The organism is Nitrosospira sp. TNL300 (assembly GCF_055385915.1).
In genome coordinates, this window is record NZ_AP041005.1 from 987744 (window position 1) to 1005980 (window position 18237).

The window sequence follows — 18237 nt, forward strand, 5'->3', positions numbered from 1 at the left end:
TTCAACTTTCCTTACCTTCTGCCGCAGCTATTGCTTGATTCGCAGCCTCGATCCAGAATTGGCGATGATTGAAAGGCCGTGCAGATTGCCTATCCGGCAGAGCCAGACTCCAGCCCAGCAGCTCGATATGGTCGGCACGCAGCGTTCCCCGAAATTTTCCCCATCTGGCAGAGGCCACGGGAACCATGCCATCGTTGTCTTCCGGCATTACCTTGCCATAGGGCCTAAGCCAGAAAGGAAGCTCCTCTAAAGGGCGGCGGCTTGCATAGGAGGAATAGGCGACATCCGGCCGATCCGGGATCTGCATTGTTTCACACGCGACGGGAGTCAGTTCAGCGAGCGCCGGATGGCCAATGTGTCGAATCCAGGCGGGAACAGGTCCTTTGGCTTCGAGGAACCATTGTGCCAGGGGCGAACCGCGATGCGGAGTGGAAACAGTAAGCAGGCTTTTTACGCGCCGGTCCGGGTCGAGGTGGCTGATGAGATACCGGGCATCGAGCCCGCCCATACTATGCGCAACCAGGGCAAAAACCGGCGCGCGTCCGCGGAAGAGTTTGCTTGCGAGTATTTCCGCGCGTTCCGCTATGGTTCCAGCCCCCGGTACTTCCGGTATAAGGGGCCTGATATCTTTGCGGCCTAATGCCTTTTCCACGCCGCGAAATTGTTCGATGGGACCCCACCGCGAGAAGCCCAGAAAACCGTGCAACAGCACCACCGTTGGAGTTGCCATGAACATGCCCGCAATAAATGAACGCATCCAATGAAACTTGCAGTCGCACTGCTGCCTGCGCCTGTCAACTCATCACGCCACGATACGTGGCAACGATACCCTGCTACCTTATTTCATATTATAGGATATTCCGCATTCTGCATCGGGCCGTGTTTATGCAACCAACATGACGTGATCTCACCGGTATCATCGACCCTGAATATTTTGTTGACATGCCTGCCAAGTCTGACCCGGAGATAGGCTTTTGCCGGTGCAAGTAAATCCACAATGACTTGTTCAGTGACTTCCTAAGGGGAATATAATTTGATAAGGGAATTAAGCTCTAATCGGAAGCCGGATCGGTAACCGGGTCGGGGAGGACTGGTCCCGGATCGTACCTTGGAGTCTGAACGTGATTTCGACCGCCGTGCTGTTTATCCGCTCTGAGCAACCGTGTTGAGCGAGGAGCTGCAGAATGAAAATGGCATACGATATCAGCGGAAAGACCGCTCTTGTGACAGGGGCGAATCGTGGCATAGGCAAGGCGATTGTCGATGCGCTGCTGCATCATGGCGTGATGAAAGTCTATGCAGCGGTGCGCAACCTCGATTCCGCCAATCCGCTGCTGGAGCGCTTTGGCGACATGGTGATTCCAGTTCATCTGGATTTGACCGTGCCGGAAAGCATTGCAACATTGGCTGACAGAGCCCCGGATGTTCAGGTGGTGGTCAACAGCGCGGCGATTTTCAAGACCTCAACCCCGCTGGATGCCGGTGCGATAGATGCGCTTGAGATGGCAATGAAGATCAATGTGTACGGACTTATTCGCATGGCTCAAACCTTCGCCCCCATTCTCGCAAAAAACGGAGGAGGCGCATTCATCCAGCTCAATTCAGTTGCATCCTTGAAGTGCGCTTCAAATTTTGCGACGCATTCGGCATCCAAGGCCGCTGCCTACTCCATTACCCAGGCATTGCGTGAGCTGCTGGCACGGCAGGGTACGACGGTGCTGAGTGTACATCCGGGTCTGATCGCAACCGACATGAGCAGCACTGCCGGATTGGCAGGTACCGCCGCGCCTCCCTCTGTCGTTGCAGAAGGTATAATCGCTGCGTTGCGATCAGGGGGTTTTCACCTTTTCCCCGACCCTATGGCTCAGCGTATCGGAAATGCGTATCGGAGTTTTTCTGAAAATGTCATTGAAGCGGACATTGAAGAATACAGGGCGGAAAAGCAATAAGTGCCGGCGGACGCAATCCGGGCAGCATCTGTCCGGCAAGATCGATATCCATGAGGGCGGCATCATGAAGATGCAGAAATTTTTCAAGGAGTACATTTATGGCCCATAACCTGTTCAATACCCTGAAAGAGCTTTCGCTGCCTGCGGGCAAAAAGGCAAAGTATTATTCGCTGCCCGCTCTGGAGGCAGCGGGACTCGGCCGAATCTCCCGGCTGCCTGTCTCCATTCGCATCGTGCTGGAGTCCGTCCTGCGCAATTGTGACAACAGGAAAGTGACCGAGGCGCACGTAAAAAGATTGGCCGATTGGCAACCGACCGCACCCCGGCTGGATGAGATTCCATTTGTTGTATCCCGTATCGTGCTGCAGGATTTTACCGGGGTGCCCCTGTTGGTCGATCTGGCTGCAATGCGCAGCACCGCAAAAAAAATGGGCAAGGACCCCGAGATGGTCGAACCCCTGGTGCCGGTTGATCTGGTGGTCGATCATTCGGTGCAGGTCGATTACTACGGCACCGATGACGCGCTCAAGCTCAACATGGAAATGGAGTTTCACCGTAATCGGGAGCGTTACCAGTTCATAAAATGGGGCATGCAGGCTTTCGATACTTTCAAGGTTGTTCCGCCCGGCATCGGTATCGTGCATCAGGTCAATCTCGAGTATCTCGCGCGGGGAGTGCATGAAAAAGAGGGTATTCTTTATCCCGACACCCTGGTAGGTACGGATTCACATACCACCATGATCAACGGAATAGGCGTAGTGGGTTGGGGTGTTGGCGGAATCGAGGCTGAGGCCGGCATGCTGGGGCAGCCGGTCTATTTTCTGACTCCCGATGTTGTCGGCGTGAACCTCACGGGCAAGCTTTCCACGGGTGTCACGGCAACGGATCTGGTGCTGACGGTTACTGAACTCCTGCGTAAATCCGGTGTGGTGGGCAAATTCGTGGAGTTTTTTGGCGAGGGGACCGCGTCGCTTACGGTTCCCGACCGCGCCACCATCGGAAATATGTCGCCTGAATATGGCGCCACCATGGGTTTTTTCCCGGTCGATGACGCTACTGTGGAATATTTCCGCGGAACCGGGCGAAGCGAAGAAGAGATCGCGGCCTTCCAGTCTTATTTCAAGGCTCAGGAGTTGTACGGGGTTCCCCGCAAGGGCGAGATCGACTACACGCGCGAGCTGGAGCTTGATCTCTCCACTGTCAAGCCTTCTCTCGCCGGACCGAGGCGCCCCCAGGATCGTATCGAGCTTGCCGATGTCAAGACCCGTTTTACAGAACTCTTTTCACGGCCTGTCATGCAGGGAGGTTACGGCAGGGATGCTGCTGCACTGAAACTTCGCTACAAGATACATGGCAGCGAAGAGTCTGGCACCGGCGCAGAGACGGCCGACAGCGCCAGCGCAGAGCGGAACACGGCAGCCGTGAGGCCGGGGACTGAAAGAAACATCACGGAAATGGTCAATAACAGGCCTATCCTGACTCCGGCTGAAGCTCCTGTGTATGGCACAAACGGCCTCTTCGATCTGGCGCACGCGGATATCCTGATTGCGGCCATTACATCCTGCACCAACACCTCCAACCCCAGCGTGCTGCTTGCCGCCGGTCTGCTGGCAAAGAAAGCGGTGGAAAAAGGGTTGGCGGTAAAGTGTCACATCAAGACATCGCTTGCACCCGGGTCACGTGTCGTAACGGAGTATCTCCGGGAAACAGGCCTCTTGCCCTATCTCGATAAGCTTGGCTTCAATCTTGCCGGTTATGGCTGTACCACATGCATTGGCAACTCGGGCCCGTTGTCCGTGCCGATTGAAGAGACGGTGGTATCCAATGATCTGGTTTGCGCCGCGGTCCTCTCCGGCAATCGCAATTTCGAGGCTAGAATTCATCCGAACATTCGTGCGAACTTCCTTGCTTCGCCACCTCTGGTGGTTGCTTATGCTCTCGCGGGAACCATGCTCAAGGATCTGACAGCTGAGCCGCTCGGATGTGGCGAGAATGGTCAGCCGGTATGGCTGGCTGATATCTGGCCGCGAGATGATGAAATCCAGAGCCTGATGAAATTTGCAGCAAACGGGGAAACATTCCGAAGGCTCTACAGCAACCTTACACAGGATCATCCGCTATGGAACGATATAGCGTCTGTTTCAGGGGAGGTCTATGATTGGCCGAAATCGACCTATATAGCAGAACCTCCATTTTTCCAGGATTTCTCGCCGCAGCCGCAGCCGCATAGTGAGATCCGGGGCGCGCGGGCGCTCGCCATCTTCGGCGATTCGGTGACCACTGACCACATCAGTCCTGCCGGCAGTATCAAGGATACCTCTCCCGCGGGAAAATACCTGCTTGCAAGTGGTGTATCCAGGGCTGATTTCAATAGCTATGGAGCACGTCGCGGCAATCATGAAGTCATGATGCGCGGGACATTCGCCAACGTGCGCATCAAAAACCTGATGATTCCTGGCAGCGAAGGAGGTATAACACTGCATCAGCCGGATGGCGAGCAGATGAGCATCTACGATGCCGCCATGCGCTACGTTGCGGATGGCATCCCTACGGTGGTATTCGGGGGAGAAGAATATGGCAGCGGATCGAGTCGCGACTGGGCGGCAAAGGGAACACAGCTACTGGGGGTCAAGGCAGTCATTGCCAAAAGCTTCGAGCGCATCCATCGCAGCAACCTGATCGGCATGGGCGTGCTGCCGCTACAGTTCAAAGGCGACGACAGCGTGGAATCGCTCGGTATTCAGGGAAATGAAGCGTTCGACATCGAGGGACTGAGCAGCATCCGCCCCCAGCAGGATGTAACGCTTGTCGTACGTGACAATACCGGCTCCCGCCGGGAAATCGACCTGCTGTGCAGGATAGATACCGGCATAGAGATCGACTACTACCAGCATGGGGGTATATTGCCTTATGTTCTTCGTGAACTCATGAAGGCGTGAATGCAAAGATGCGGCGGCAAGGCCGGGTGACTCGGCTCGAACTTGGGTCGGGGAGGAAAACCGGTTCTTGCCGAGCAACCCGGGGCTCTCCTCAGCTTACCGGCCACAACTCCTTGCTTGTATCCTTCCTTGTATCCTTCCTTGCAGAAGTTTGAACAGACTCGGCCATGGAGTGGTTCCATAGCAGCCGGTCATACTCGTCATTTACTACGGAATAGCATTCACATACGGAATCTTTCAGTTCTTCACGGTCCATTACGGCTATATGTCCGCGGCTATACTGTATTGCACCGATCGTCTGCAGCTTGAGCGCGGCCTGCGTCACGCTCTCCCGCCGCACCCCCAGCATGACGGCAATCTGCTCGTGTGTCATTTGCAGTTCATGGCCGGGCAACCGGTCGAGGTTCATCAAAAGGAAGCGGCACAGCTGCTGCTCTATGTTATGGTGCCGGTTGCAAACCGCATTCTGCGCCGTCTGGGTCATCAGGGCCTGGGTGAAGCGCAGTATCAGATATTGTAATTTCCCCTGCCGATCGAATTCTTTTTTCAGCACACTGGTTTTCATGCGGTAGCCACTGCCCGCACTTTGTACCACGACTCCAGCGGGCGTACTGGTGCCTCCCAGCAATGACGAGATACCTGTCAGGCCCTCGTTGCCAATGATTGAAAGACGTACCGATGCGCCGCTTTCCACACTGTAAAGCGGTGCGACGATGCTTGTGGTGGGAAAATATGAATGAGTAATAATCGCTCCCGGTTCATAGATTGTTTGTCCCACTGGCATAGGCATGAATTCAAGATAAGGGAGCAGCCTCGCGTAGTCCTCCGGTGGCAGGGCGGCAAGAAGTCGGTTTTGCTTCGGGCTATGCGGTGAAAGCATCACAATATTCCTCCTCATGTCAGGCTGTATCGCCAGAATATGCCTTACTCATGTCTCTGCTGAAACACGTCCGGCGCTGGGCGAACCGTTATCGGTATTCCTTGCGGATTTCTCTTTTCGAGCTGGATCGGTAACAGCGCCTGGCTCATTTTCAGCAGACGCAAGCCGATATACGGTATCAACGTGAATACAAGCAGTTATCGTGCCAGTATAAGAATGAGCATTAAAACAAAGGCTTGTGTGGAAAGCTGAAGAATAAAACCCTTATCGCATTGTTGCTTGCTGGCAACAGGCCTCTATTGCCTGGCAGTAATCACCTGATTTTTCAGGATTATTTGATGTCTCCAAACAGAGACGTGAAAAAGATGTTTTCAATCAATTACTTTTTCGCGCACTTATCTATGACGAATCAACGGTGCACGAGAGTGTGAAGTAGTATAGTAAGAGTATGATATGGGTGCTTATCTCCGATATTGACGAACATCAGCAATGAAGTTTATGGGTACGAATCCGGTCAAGCGCGCAATAGTCCTGATCAACCTGGTGGGGGGTTTGGCTGGCTGCACCGTTTTCTCTCCCCGCTATCAGGTCATCCATCGGTACGAACCGCCAACCGATCCGGCAGGCATCGTTTGCCTTGAAAAATGCACCCAAAAGCTGGAGATGTGCCAGCAAAGCTGTCAATCGGCATATCAGGCCTGCCTGAAGCGCATCGAACCCCTGGCTGAAGAGAGATATAGAAAAGCCGTCGAGCGTTATGACGATGAGCTTGATACATACCGCCGGCGGATGCAGTTCGGATACTCTGGCTGGGGACGCGCCACACTGGGCTGGGGGATGGGGGGGTACCCATGGGGTTGGGGTGGCTATCCCTGGGGGTGGGGTTCGCCGTGGGGCTGGGGAGGAGGGCCTTACTATGGCCTGGGCTACTCGTCTCCTTTTTTCTACCAGCAGCCTCCCCTCAGACCGAATCGCATGCGGGAATTTGATCGGCTGCGCTACCAGCAGTGTGAAGTGGAATGCGGGTGTCAGTCGGTGCAGGATGCCTGCTTTCTGGGCTGCGGCGGCAGGAAAATCATAGAAGAGAGATGTATAGCAAACTGTCCGAAGTGAAAAACTGCCTCGGGTGGAACAGCTTCAAGGTTTCAAGGGTTGGTAAAGCAGAGTATAGCGGGAAGAACTGGGAGCAGCAGCGTGCCCAACCGCTGAAGTCGGCTTTCAGCGCCTCTATTCCTTTTTCGGGGTGATTTCGAGATTATCGATGAGCCGGGTTTTACCCAGGCGGCCTGCTCCCAGCACCACCATATTCCCATCCCTGGGCTGGGCTGGCGCCAGAGTATCTCTCTCGCGTATCGAGACGTAATCGGCGTTCCAGCCGTGGGAGGCAAGAGTTTTCATCGCGTTTTCCTCCAGTCCGGCAAAATTGTGATTGCCGCCTTCTATCTCCCGCTTCACTTGCGATAGCACCTGATACAGCCGGGTTGCCTCGGCGCGCTCCTCATTGCTGAGATAGCGGTTACGCGAGCTCAATGCCAGGTTGTCCGGGGCGCGAACTGTTTCCCCGGCAACGATCTCTATGGGCAGATTAAACTGCCGCACCAGTTCGCGTACGATATGCAATTGCTGATAATCTTTTTTTCCGAACACCGCTGTCTGCGGCTGCACGATATTGAAGAGCTTCAGCACGACAGTTGCCACCCCCCGAAAAAAGCCGGAGCGGTACTTCCCTTCCAGCATATTCGCGATGGAGGAGGGGTCCACCGTGAATTCTTGCGGCGCGGGATAAAGCGTTCTTTCTTCCGGCGTGAACACGACCTGAACGCCCTGCTCTTCGAAAAGCGCGCAGTCCTGCTCCAGCGTGCGGGGATATCGGTCAAAATCCTCGGTGGGGGCAAACTGCAGGCGATTTACAAAAATGCTTGCGACTACGCATTTCCGATGCTGCCGGGCGACGCGGATCAGGGACAAGTGCCCCTCATGCAACCCGCCCATCGTCGGCACGAAGGCAATGGAGGATTCGCGCCTGAGGCGTGTTCGTAACGGTGAAATATCCGTGATGACGTCCAACTCGGATCAGATAGTCAGAATGTATGCTCGGAGCCAGGGAACTCCCCGGTTTTGACCGCCCTGATATAGTTTTGCACGGCCTCCTCGATGCTGCCGGCGCCCGTGAGGAAATTCTTCATGAACCTGGCCTTTTTACCTGAATAAATGCCCAGCATGTCATACAGCACCAGTACCTGCGCCGAGCAATCCTTCCCGGCGCCGATACCGATGGTGGGAATGGAGAGCGTTCGGGTAACCTGCGCTGCAAGGGCGGCAGGCACGACTTCCATCAAAAGCATTCCTGCTCCGGCCTGTTCGAGCGCTACCGCATCCTCCAGCAACTGCCCGGCTTCATTGTCGGTCTTTCCCTGCACCTTATAGCCCCCCAACTGGTTTACCGATTGCGGCGTGAGGCCGATGTGCGCGCAGACGGGGATGCCGCGCTGCGTCAGGAACTCCACGGTTTCGGCCATGACGGAACCGCCTTCGATCTTGACCATGTTGGCGCCTGCCGCCATGAGCTCGGCCGCATTGCGGAAGGTTTCTTCCGGACTCACCTGCGAGGTGCCGAAAGGCATATCCGTCATAATGAAGGCCGTGCTTGAGCCGCGCTTTACGCAAAATGTATGGTAGATCATGTCATCCAGGGTAACCGGAAGGGTAGTCTCTTCACCCTGGATCACATTCCCCAGTGAATCCCCCACCAGCAGGATATCGACGCCTGCTCTTTCCAGCAATGCCGCGAAACTTGCGTCATAGCAGGTGACGATGGCAATTTTCTCCCCATCATCCCGCATTTTTTGAAAAACATCTTGTGTGATACGCATGGTTCAGCTCCTGGTTGCGTGTATCGGGATAGGTCATCCAACCCATTTTCAGGTTCCTGCTCTCCGGTTTCCTCATCTTCCGAAATTGAAATATGCCCTGGGGCCGTGCATTTGTTCGACCTGTCTCAGCAGTAATGCAAAATCTTTCTCGCTATCAACGAAATTGAGATGCTCGCTGTTGATGATCAGAAGTGGCGCGTCCTCATAGTGATGGAAGAAGCGCGCATAGCTGTCAGCTAACCGCCACAAATACGTTTCGGAAATGTTTTGTTCATAGGGACTGCCGCGGCGCTTCACCCGCTCCACCAGCGTGGCGGGTGACGCTTGCAGATAGATCACGAGGTCGGGGGTAAAAGCTTCGGGTTGCAGATGGTGATAGATTTTCTGGTACAGACTGTATTCTTCATTGTTGAGCGTCAGCCCCGCAAACAGCGGATCCTTATCCAGCAGAAAGTCGCTTATGGTCGTTTTCGTAAACAGGTCGATCTGCGCCAGGTCCTGCAACTGGTTGGCGCGCTGAAACAGAAAAAACAGTTGGGTAGGGAGCGCATATCGGCGGATATCCTCGTAGAACTTGCCGAGAAACGGATTTTCCTCTGGCTTTTCCAGCAGGAGATGTCCACTGGTATACTCCGCCATTCGTCGCGCCAGGCTGGTTTTTCCCACGCCGATCGGGCCTTCCACCGCGATGTGGCGATATTCCTCAAGCTTCACGTGTCCAGTCCGCGTTCCAGCCGCTGTCCTTCACAGGCGGCAAGCAATTCCCTTATGTTGCCGCGTCCGGGTATGCTGCTGATCGACGCAATTTCGAGCAGGGGCTGCAATACGAACGCCCGTTCGTGCATTCTCGGATGAGGCAGAGTCAAGCCATTCTCATCCAGTTGCAGATCATCATACAGCAGCAAGTCGAGATCAAGTGTACGCGGAGCATTGAGATACTCGCGCATCCGCCCATGCTTTTGCTCGATCCCGAGCAGGGCTCGCAGCAGATCCTGGGGCGGCAGAGCGGTTTCGATATACGCGACCGCGTTGATGAAATCAGGCTGATCCAGTCTCCCAATGGGTGCGCTGCGGTAGAGCGAAGAATGCGTCAGCAAGCGCGTAAAAGGAAGCTCACCCAGTTCTTCAAACGCTTTTTGCACATGCGCTACGGGATCGTTCAGGTTGCTGCCGAGTCCGATATACGCGTGCAAGGCGATCTGGCCATCGTCAGCCGCATTCATGGGGTAAAACCTTCCGGCTTCTCGGATGCTTCACGGCCGCTCTCTCCAGTATGGGCAACGCCGGATTTTTTACGGCTACGGCTTCTCCTGCGTTTCTTCTGGCTCTCATCGCTGATCAGCATGGTTTCACGTTCGCGGGAACCTGCATGCTGGAATGCTTCCCACCATTTGCCCAGTTCTTCATCCACTTCGCCGTTTTCGCAACGCAATAACATGAAGTCGTAGGCAGCGCGAAAGCGGGGGTTTTCAAGGAGTCGAAACGGTCTGCTCCCTGAGCGGTGGGCAAAGCGCGGCTGCATCATCCAGATTTCCTTCATGATGGCATCGTACCTGCGCGGAATTGCCAGGTTCTTGTCTTGTACCGCCAGCACGTCATTCATCGCCAGATGCAAGGCGGGAACCGGTCTTTCACCTGTCGCCTGGTAAGCATTCCAGGATGCGAGTACTTCGTGCCACAACAGGGCGGCAAACAGGAATCCCGGCGATACTGGCTTTTCCTGCCGCACGCGCTCATCGGTATTTTTGAGCGCGAGCGTGATAAAGCGCTCGCCCAGCGGTTGTTCCCGTATCACATCCAGCATGGGAAGCAGCCCGTGGTGCAATCCGCGCTTCTGCAAATCCGTCACGCAGGCCAGCGCGTGGCCGGATAGCAGCAATTTCAGCATTTCATCGAACAGCCGCGAGGGCGGCACATGCAGCAACAGGGGGGCCAGTTCGGTGATAGGTGCGGCCGTATCGGCATCGATTTCCATGCCGAGCTTGGCGGCCAGCCGTACCACCCGCAGCATTCGCACGGGATCTTCGCGGTATCTCCGCACCGGATCTCCAATGATGCGCAAGCGTCGTGCCTTCAGGTCCTCATAGCCGTTCAGATAGTCCCAAATTTCCTCGTGGACGGGATCGAAGAACAGCGCATTCACGGTGAAATCGCGCCGTCTGGCATCCTCCTCCTGGCTGCCGAATACATTATCGCGCAATAGGCGTCCGTGCTCGTCAGCATGCTCGCCAGCACTCAGTCCGCCTATCTCTCCGGATGTGCCGCCGCGGAAAGTCGAAACCTCCACCGTTTCCGCTCCCCACATGACATGCACCAGCCGGAAACGGCGGCCAATGATACGCGAGCGGCGGAAAACAGCGCGTACTTCCTCGGGTGTGGCATTCGTGGCGACGTCAAAATCCTTCGGCTCCAGTCCCAGCACCAGGTCGCGCGCGGCGCCGCCCACAATGAAGGCGGAATATCCCGCTTCCTGCAGACCTGAGGTCACTTTAAGCGCACCCGAGCTGATGTGATCGCGCGTAATGCCGTGCTGGTCGCGTGTGATGATATGCGGCTTCTTGGAGGAAGTGCGGGCGGAAGGGATGGGAGCGGATGTATTGCGGTTGAAGACGCGTTCGATAAGTTTACGAATCATTGCGAATACTGATGAACAAGCTCCGGGACTTCGTCATCCCGCGGGGCGAACTCATCCAAAAGGAGAAGATCAAGTGAGGGCAAACAGCCACTGCCATCCACGGCCCTTGCTGGAAAAAGCGCTGAAGAATTGCTGCTGAGAAAAAGTATGCCTGAAATTCCAGATTATACACTCGGCACCGTTTGCGGGAAGAAATGGTGCTGCCGGCCTGCGATGAACTCCCCCAGATTACAGTGATAAAGTGCTTCAAGATTATCACGCTTGAGCACTTCGTCTATGCTGCCACTCATGGCATGGCCGTCGTCGAACAGCAGCAATGCGTGGTCGCAGAATCTGACTGCCCAGCCGATATCGTGCAGCACCATTACGATGGAACTGCCCCGCTTCGCCAATTCACTGAACAGGATCATGGTCCCGAGTTGATGGCGCAGATCGAGGTGTTGCAAGGGTTCGTCCAGCAGATAGCATTGGGGCGACTGGGCAAGCAGCAAGGCGATACGCGCGCGCTGGCGCTCGCCGCCGGAAAGCGTAACCAGTAGACGATCGGCAAGGCCGGCCAGTTCCATCTGCTCGATAGCGCGAGATGTCATATCGAGGTCGTCCGCCTGCCAGCCGAACATGCTCATTGCATGAGGATGCCGTCCGAGCAGCACGTATTCGTGCACCGTACCCCAGAACTCGCCGGGTTCATCCTGCAATAGAATGCCGAGATTGCGGGCGAGTTCTCGCCGGGACCACCGCCGTAACGCTATCCCCCCGACGGTTATGGATGAATCCTGTTCCGCCTTCGCCTGGTTCAGCCCAGCCAGTGCGGATATCAAAGTCGTCTTGCCGCAGCCGTTCCGGCCCAGAATCGCCCAGCATTCCCCGGGATTGACGGTGAGGTTCAGATTGCGGCACAGCAATTTGCCGGGATGCTGCAAGGTCAGGTTTTTGGTTTGTAGAATCATTCACGAGTACGAAAAATCCGCGACGAAGAACCGCATCGAGATTGCTTACTATGCCCTCAGATATTCGCTTTTCCTTCCCAACCAGCGATGGAGATGGCGTTTTGCCGCTTCCGGATAATCACGCAGCAATTCTTCGGCCACCCTCCGCGCCGCGTCGAGCAGGTCTTCATCCCGTTCCAGGTCAGCGAAGCGCAGCATGGGCAGGCCGCTCTGGCGCGCGCCCAGGAATTCGCCGGGACCGCGCAGCTGCAGATCGCGGCGCGCTACTTCAAAGCCATCGGTGTGCTCAAAAATTATCTTGAGCCGCTCGCGTGCGGTTGTGGAGAGAGGTTGCTGATACATCAGTATGCATACACCACCGGCCGTACCTCGTCCGATCCGTCCGCGCAGCTGGTGCAATTGTGCAAGGCCCATGCGTTCTGCATGCTCGATCACCATCAGCGATGCATTGGGCACATCCACACCCACTTCGATTACTGTTGTCGCTACGAGGAGATGGATTTCACCTCGCGCAAATGCTTCCATTACATGGGATTTCTCCTGAAATGGAAGCCGGCCATGCACCAGACCGATTCTCAATTCCGGAAAAGTCCCGGTCAGTCCCTGATGGGTTTCCAGAGCGGTCTTGAGCTGCAACGCTTCGGACTCTTCGATCAGCGGGCATACCCAGTAAGCCTGCTTCCCCTCGCGGCAGGCTTCCCGCACGCGCGCCGTTACCTCGTCGCGCCGGGCGTCGGCGATAAGCTTGGTCACCACCGGTGCGCGTCCGGGAGGCATTTCATCTATTACGGACACATCCAGATCAGCGTAATAGCTCATCGAAAGAGTGCGCGGGATGGGCGTTGCACTCATCATCAACTGGTGCGGCATGGAGTACGCTCCGGCTCCTTTTTCTCGCAATGCCAGCCGCTGGTGAACACCAAAGCGATGTTGTTCGTCAATAACCACAAGTCCCAGCCTGTCAAATTCCACCTGGTTCTGGAACAATGCGTGTGTCCCGATGGCAAGCAGGGCGCTGCCGGCAGCAATATCGGCAAGCGTGGTTTCCCGTTCCTTCCTTTTCTGATTGCCGCCGAGCCACGCGATCCGCAGCCCGCGCGGCCCCAGCAGGGGGGCAAGCCATGCCGAGAGTTTCTGATAATGCTGCTCCGCAAGAATCTCGGTCGGCGCCATCAGGGCCGCCTGAAAATTATTTTCAATCGATTGCAGCACAGCCAGCGCGGCAACGATCGTTTTGCCGCTTCCCACGTCACCCTGCAACAGGCGCTGCATGGGGTGGGGCTCCGCCAGATCGCGGCTGATTTCGGCGAAAGCCTTCTTCTGGGCTTGAGTGAGATCGAAAGGCAGCAACTTCAGCAACGCCCTGGTCAAATCGTTTTTTGCCGTTAGAACAGGGGCGCTGCCGTTACGCCGCTGCTGATAGTGCACCCGCATTGACAATTGCTGCGCCAGCAGTTCATCGAACTTGATCCGCTGCCAGGCAGGGTGAGTGCGTTCCTGCAATAGAGCGGGCGATGCATCCGGTGGGGGTTGGTGCAGGAATAGCACACTGTCCTTGAAACCCTGAAGCTGACAGCGTTCGCGTACCGCATCGGGCAGCGTTTCGGAGAGAGCAGCCTCATGGCTTCCGCCATCTCCTGTTTGCAGCACCCGGGAAATCAGTTTGCGCAGTGCTTCGGAAGGAAGTCCGGCTGTAGAGGGGTAAATCGGAGTGAGCGCCTCCGGCAGAGGTTCGTCCCCGCGCAAAATCCGGCATTTGGGATGAACCATTTCAACACCGAAAAAGCCGGGACGGACCTCTCCCAGCAGGCGCACCCGCGTACCCACTGAATACGCTTTTACCTGACTGCCGTAAAAATTTAGAAAGCGCATGAACAAAACACCTGTTCCATCCTCCACCTGGCACACCAATTGTCGCCGGGGTCGGTACATAACTTCGCTGCGGGTGATCATGCCCTCGACCTGCACTGTTCGATCGGCAGGCACGTCATTGATGGGGTAGAGGTGCGTCTCGTCCTCGTAGCGAAACGGCAAATGCAGTATCAGGCTCGAAGCATCGGTAATGCCGAGTTTGATGAGCTTGTCCCTGATTGTCCCGCTGGCGGGAGAGGTGGCGAGTGACTGCATCCGTCGTGGAAGCGCGATTATCCCCTGGCTTATCGCGAGGTTTCCCTATATCAGTCCATCGAATCCTTACGCTGGTACCACCAGCACCGCATCGATCTCCACCAGCGCATTCCGCGGTAGCGCGGAGACGCCGATGGCAGCGCGCGCAGGGTAGGGAGCGCTGAAATATTGCACCATGATTTCATTCACCTTCTGGAAGTTGGAAAGGTCCGTGAGATAGACGTTCAATTTGACGATATCGCCGAGACTGCCTCCACCGGCCGCTGCAACCGCTGTCAGGTTCTGGAATACCCGATGGATTTGATTCTCGATGCCTTCCACCATGTGCATGGTAGAGGGTTCGAGACCGATCTGACCGGAAATGTAGATGGTATCGCCTCCGCTGACGCGTATCCCTTGGGAATAAGTGCCGATAGCCTGCGGCGCATCCGTTGTATGTATTGTCTTTTTTTCCATCTGATCTCCTTTGGTTGATAATACGTTGACATAATAAGTCGAAATTTGAAACTACGGGTACCGTGTTTGCGATATGATGACGGGAACCTCAGCACATTTCAACCATGCAGAAACTGATCATTCAGGGAGGCGTGCGGCTTTCCGGCGATGTAACCATTTCCGGAGCCAAGAACGCGGCGCTGCCTATCCTGTGCGCCTCCCTGCTTACCGGGGAAACTCTCGCCGTCGAAAACGTTCCGCATCTGAATGACATAACCACCATGCTGGACCTGCTCCAGCAGATGGGGGTTCAAACCAATGTCGACAGCACCCGCAGGACCGAACTGACCGCGGCACATCTTTCCAATCTCGTTGCGCCGTACGAAATGGTGAAAACCATGCGGGCCGCAATTCTGGTGCTGGGCCCGATGCTTGCGCGGGCAGGAGCGGCAAAAGTATCGCTGCCGGGTGGGTGTGCCATTGGCCTGCGTCCCGTTGATCAGCATATAAAAGGATTGCAGGCAATGGGTGCGGAGATCGAGATCGAGCACGGTTATATTCATGCGAAGGCGAAACGCCTTAATGGCGCGCATATCGTGATGGATATCGTCACCGTTACCGGCACTGAAAATCTGATGATGGCGGCCACGCTGGCGGAAGGGACGACTGTGCTGGAAAATGCGGCGCGGGAACCGGAAGTGATGGATCTCGCGAGCTGCCTTATCGCCATGGGCGCTAGAATCCAGGGAGTCGGGACGGACATCATCACCATTGAAGGTGTGGAAAGCCTGCATGGTACCAATTATCGCGTCATGCCTGATCGTATCGAAAGCGGCACATTCCTGGTAGCAGCCGCAGCGAGTGGTGGCGAAATATATCTCAGGCAGACGCGCACCGATACGATGGACGCGGTGCTCGACAAGCTGATGGAAGCGGGGGCTGCCATCGAGTCAGGGGAAGACTGGATACACCTGAAAATGAATAACCCGCTGAAATCGGTAAACCTGCGGACAGCGCCTTATCCCGCCTTTCCTACCGATATGCAGGCGCAATTCATGGTATTGAATACCATCGCTACCGGAACCGCGATCATTACCGAAACCATATTCGAGAATCGCTTCATGCATGTGCAGGAGTTGGAGCGCATGAATGCTGACATCAAAGTCGAAGGCAATACCGCAGTGGTATGCGGTGTGACCGGGCTCGATGGGGCGAATGTCATGGCGACCGATCTGCGTGCTTCGGCCTGTCTGGTTCTGGCCGGGCTGATCGCCCGGGGTGAAACGATCGTCGACCGTATTTATCATCTTGACCGCGGTTATGAACGGATCGAAGAGAAGCTGTCGGCGCTGGGTGCGCGAATCAGGCGCGAGGGTTGAAGCAGCCTAATCTGTGATCTGACCAGACGGCGACCCTCAACTCAGATCGGGATGTCCTGGAGCAGTATGAGAGCCTAGAGCATTTCTCGTTTAGTTAGATACATATCCGGAGTTGGCGAAGTAGTTGCGGCATTCCTGGGGCCGGATGGTTTCAATAATGCGGCCGATGGCGACCCAGAGTGCATCGAAGGATCGTTCGGCGGCTTTACGCAGGAGGGTTTTGATTTTGGAGAAGGCCTGCTCGATAGGGTTGAAGTCGGGAGAATAGGGCGGCAGATAAGGGATTTTTGCGCCTTTGTCCTCGATCATTTCCCGGACACCTGCGACCTTGTGGCTGCCCAGGTTGTCACAGACGACAATATCGCCGGGCTTGAGCGCGGGGCAGAGCCGGGTTTCCACATAAGCCAGGAAAGCTGCGCCGTTCATGGGAGCATCCAGACAACACGGCGCAACCAGGCCGTCAAGATGCAGGCCGGCAACGAAAGTCATGGTTTTCCAGTGACCGCCGGGAGCGTGGTCATGGCATCGCTCTCCCACAGGGGAGCGGCCATGCTGCCTCGTCATGTTCGTGCCTGCTCCCGTTTCATCGAGAAAGATCAGGCGCCCGGGGTCGCAGGTCTTTTGCCAGTCCCGCCAGGCGAGCCTTGCCTCCGCCACGTCAGCACGCTCTTGTTCGCTGGCCCGCAGTGTTTTTTATAACTGTATCCCAGCGAGCGGATAAACCGGTCAACGGAGGAGATGTGGACACGAACCTCCAAAGTCTCTTCAATCCAATAAGCTCTCGGCATGTCTCACCTCCACGTCAATCTTCCCCTGTTTTGACGCACAGGGGAATCCCCCCGATTCCAATTAGAAGAAAAATGCTCTAGTCTAGCCTCAGAAAGCTATCGGCCAAATTCCAATGCGGTCATTTCGGGACTCGATCCTTCAGGGTCAGCATGACCTGCTACCTTTGCACCTCGCTTTCTTTCGTACCTACGCATCAAGCATATCATTACTAATATGCCTGCAAGGCTCAATACCAGGCTCGTGGCTAGTGATTACCCGGAGGGGATTCACACCCGCTAGTTATGCAGCATTGCCAAGCCGCAACTCTGAGACGACCCGGAGATGAATTGATGAAAGCGATGGGCCTATTGAAAAATTCTACGAGGCCGCGGACTATGAATTAGCTTGGAGACAACCCACCCGGCACACCACGCCGTTCGCTCGGTGTCGAATTTCTTTAAACTCCGAGGAATAGTGCTATCCGATTGAGTATGAATAGAAATCGCTCTCTAGCTAATCCATGATGGGTCATTTATCGAATTTCATATAGCAAAAAAGTGTCGATAAATATTACACTTGATACGCCATTAGATCCCTGAGCATGTTGATGCGGGTGCGCACTTAGATTAGCGTCAAAATCACTGCCGCATGAGGCATCAAGCCACCCCGGACCCTTTGGCGCCGACCAATCGGCGCATGATCCGCTGGCACTGGCGTGCGCTCAACTTGACCCCGTAGCGATTCTCCAAGTACTGCGTCAGAAGCTTTCCGCTCCATCTCCGCTCCGAATATCCGCATACGCGCGGCGACTTCTGCAATTCGAGCGCAAGGTGCTGCAATTGCTCGTCAGTCAGCTTGGTAGGGCGCCCTCCCGCATGATGCTCGCGTAACCCCTCTATGCCGTACCCATTGAGCGCATGCACCCAGCGCTCGATCGTGCGCGGGTCCTCGCCGAACCACCGTGCGACCTCGTAACAACTGCGACCTTCGGTGATCAGCAATACGCAGTGCAACCGGTGCAGGAAACGCGGCTCGCAGGACGTTTTGACCGAGGCGTGGATCAACTCACGAAGCCACTTCCCACTACTGAGGCTAAGCTTGCGCAAGGTGTCACCCCTTGATGACCAGTTGCCGGATCATACGGCGGAAATTTTGTCGCCTTCGGCATTGTGGCGATTGGGCATGGTTATTGCACTAGAAATATACAGGGAAATCGAGCAATTGGTCTTTAGTATAGTTCGGGGAGGGGGTATAGCATGGAACCGGACAGGAGGATTGCATGAGACTGACGACGAATATCCG

Annotated in this window: 15 protein-coding genes and 1 pseudogene; 4 read left to right on the forward strand and 12 right to left on the reverse strand. The window is 55.6% G+C overall.

The window, feature by feature from the left end:
* Position 1 precedes the first annotated feature (1 nt).
* Positions 2–757 (reverse strand): alpha/beta fold hydrolase, encoded by a 756-nt coding sequence (locus ACZ5BW_RS04500; protein ID WP_464542930.1) that lies wholly within the window; start codon positions 755–757, stop codon positions 2–4.
* Between the two features lie 427 nt (positions 758–1184).
* Here ACZ5BW_RS04500 and ACZ5BW_RS04505 point away from each other — a divergent pair, with 427 nt between their 5' ends.
* The gene (locus tag ACZ5BW_RS04505; protein WP_464542932.1) at positions 1185–1949 is read left to right on the forward strand and encodes an SDR family oxidoreductase; all 765 of its coding nucleotides are present in this window, start codon (positions 1185–1187) and stop codon (positions 1947–1949) included.
* A gap of 98 nt (positions 1950–2047) precedes the next feature.
* Positions 2048–4888: an aconitate hydratase gene (locus tag ACZ5BW_RS04510; RefSeq protein WP_464542934.1), complete on the forward strand. Its 2841-nt coding sequence runs from the start codon at positions 2048–2050 to the stop codon at positions 4886–4888.
* 91 nt (positions 4889–4979) lie between these two features.
* On the opposite strand, the gene ACZ5BW_RS04515 is transcribed toward ACZ5BW_RS04510, so the two are convergent.
* The gene (locus ACZ5BW_RS04515; RefSeq protein ID WP_464542936.1) at positions 4980–5768 is read right to left on the reverse strand and encodes a Crp/Fnr family transcriptional regulator; all 789 of its coding nucleotides are present in this window, start codon (positions 5766–5768) and stop codon (positions 4980–4982) included.
* Positions 5769–6257: 489 nt separating this feature from the next.
* On the opposite strand from ACZ5BW_RS04515, the gene ACZ5BW_RS04520 reads away from it, so the two are divergent.
* Complete coding sequence (locus ACZ5BW_RS04520) at positions 6258–6881, forward strand: hypothetical protein (RefSeq protein WP_464542938.1); 624 nt, start codon at positions 6258–6260, stop codon at positions 6879–6881.
* A gap of 114 nt (positions 6882–6995) precedes the next feature.
* Here ACZ5BW_RS04520 and panC read toward each other — a convergent pair whose 3' ends face one another.
* From panC to ACZ5BW_RS04560, 8 genes are all read right to left on the reverse strand, one after another.
* Positions 6996–7835, reverse strand: coding sequence for a pantoate--beta-alanine ligase (panC, locus tag ACZ5BW_RS04525; RefSeq protein ID WP_464542940.1), 840 nt, complete (start codon positions 7833–7835; stop codon positions 6996–6998).
* Between the two features lie 14 nt (positions 7836–7849).
* Positions 7850–8641: a 3-methyl-2-oxobutanoate hydroxymethyltransferase gene (gene panB / locus ACZ5BW_RS04530; protein WP_464542942.1), complete on the reverse strand. Its 792-nt coding sequence runs from the start codon at positions 8639–8641 to the stop codon at positions 7850–7852.
* Between the two features lie 72 nt (positions 8642–8713).
* Entirely contained in the window at positions 8714–9355 is a 642-nt protein-coding gene (locus tag ACZ5BW_RS04535) for a deoxynucleoside kinase (RefSeq protein ID WP_464542944.1), read from the reverse strand.
* A complete protein-coding gene (gene folK, locus ACZ5BW_RS04540; RefSeq protein WP_464542946.1) occupies positions 9352–9864 on the reverse strand; it encodes a 2-amino-4-hydroxy-6-hydroxymethyldihydropteridine diphosphokinase in 513 nt (170 codons plus the stop codon). The genes ACZ5BW_RS04535 and folK overlap by 4 nt, the downstream gene beginning before the upstream one ends.
* Complete coding sequence (gene pcnB, locus ACZ5BW_RS04545) at positions 9861–11276, reverse strand: polynucleotide adenylyltransferase PcnB (RefSeq protein ID WP_464542948.1); 1416 nt, start codon at positions 11274–11276, stop codon at positions 9861–9863. The genes folK and pcnB overlap by 4 nt, the downstream gene beginning before the upstream one ends.
* A 164-nt stretch (positions 11277–11440) precedes the next feature.
* On the reverse strand, positions 11441–12226 hold the full coding sequence (locus tag ACZ5BW_RS04550) for an ABC transporter ATP-binding protein (RefSeq protein ID WP_464542951.1): 786 nt from the start codon (positions 12224–12226) through the stop codon (positions 11441–11443).
* Between the two features lie 48 nt (positions 12227–12274).
* Positions 12275–14353, reverse strand: coding sequence for an ATP-dependent DNA helicase RecG (gene recG / locus ACZ5BW_RS04555; protein WP_464542953.1), 2079 nt, complete (start codon positions 14351–14353; stop codon positions 12275–12277).
* A 66-nt stretch (positions 14354–14419) separates the two neighbouring features.
* Positions 14420–14809, reverse strand: coding sequence for a RidA family protein (locus ACZ5BW_RS04560; RefSeq protein WP_464542955.1), 390 nt, complete (start codon positions 14807–14809; stop codon positions 14420–14422).
* Positions 14810–14913: 104 nt separating this feature from the next.
* Between ACZ5BW_RS04560 and murA the strand changes: the two genes are divergently transcribed.
* Positions 14914–16167 carry a UDP-N-acetylglucosamine 1-carboxyvinyltransferase gene (murA, locus tag ACZ5BW_RS04565; protein WP_464542957.1) on the forward strand — a complete coding sequence of 418 codons (1254 nt, stop codon included), beginning with the start codon at positions 14914–14916 and terminating at the stop codon, positions 16165–16167.
* A gap of 90 nt (positions 16168–16257) precedes the next feature.
* Here murA and ACZ5BW_RS04570 read toward each other — a convergent pair.
* Both ACZ5BW_RS04570 and ACZ5BW_RS04575 read right to left on the reverse strand, forming a co-directional pair.
* Positions 16258–16860: pseudogene (locus ACZ5BW_RS04570) on the reverse strand (IS630 family transposase); the annotation flags it as partial.
* Positions 16861–17591: 731 nt separating this feature from the next.
* A complete protein-coding gene (locus ACZ5BW_RS04575) occupies positions 17592–18041 on the reverse strand; it encodes a helix-turn-helix domain-containing protein (RefSeq protein WP_464542959.1) in 450 nt (149 codons plus the stop codon).
* Positions 18042–18237: the final 196 nt, after the last annotated feature.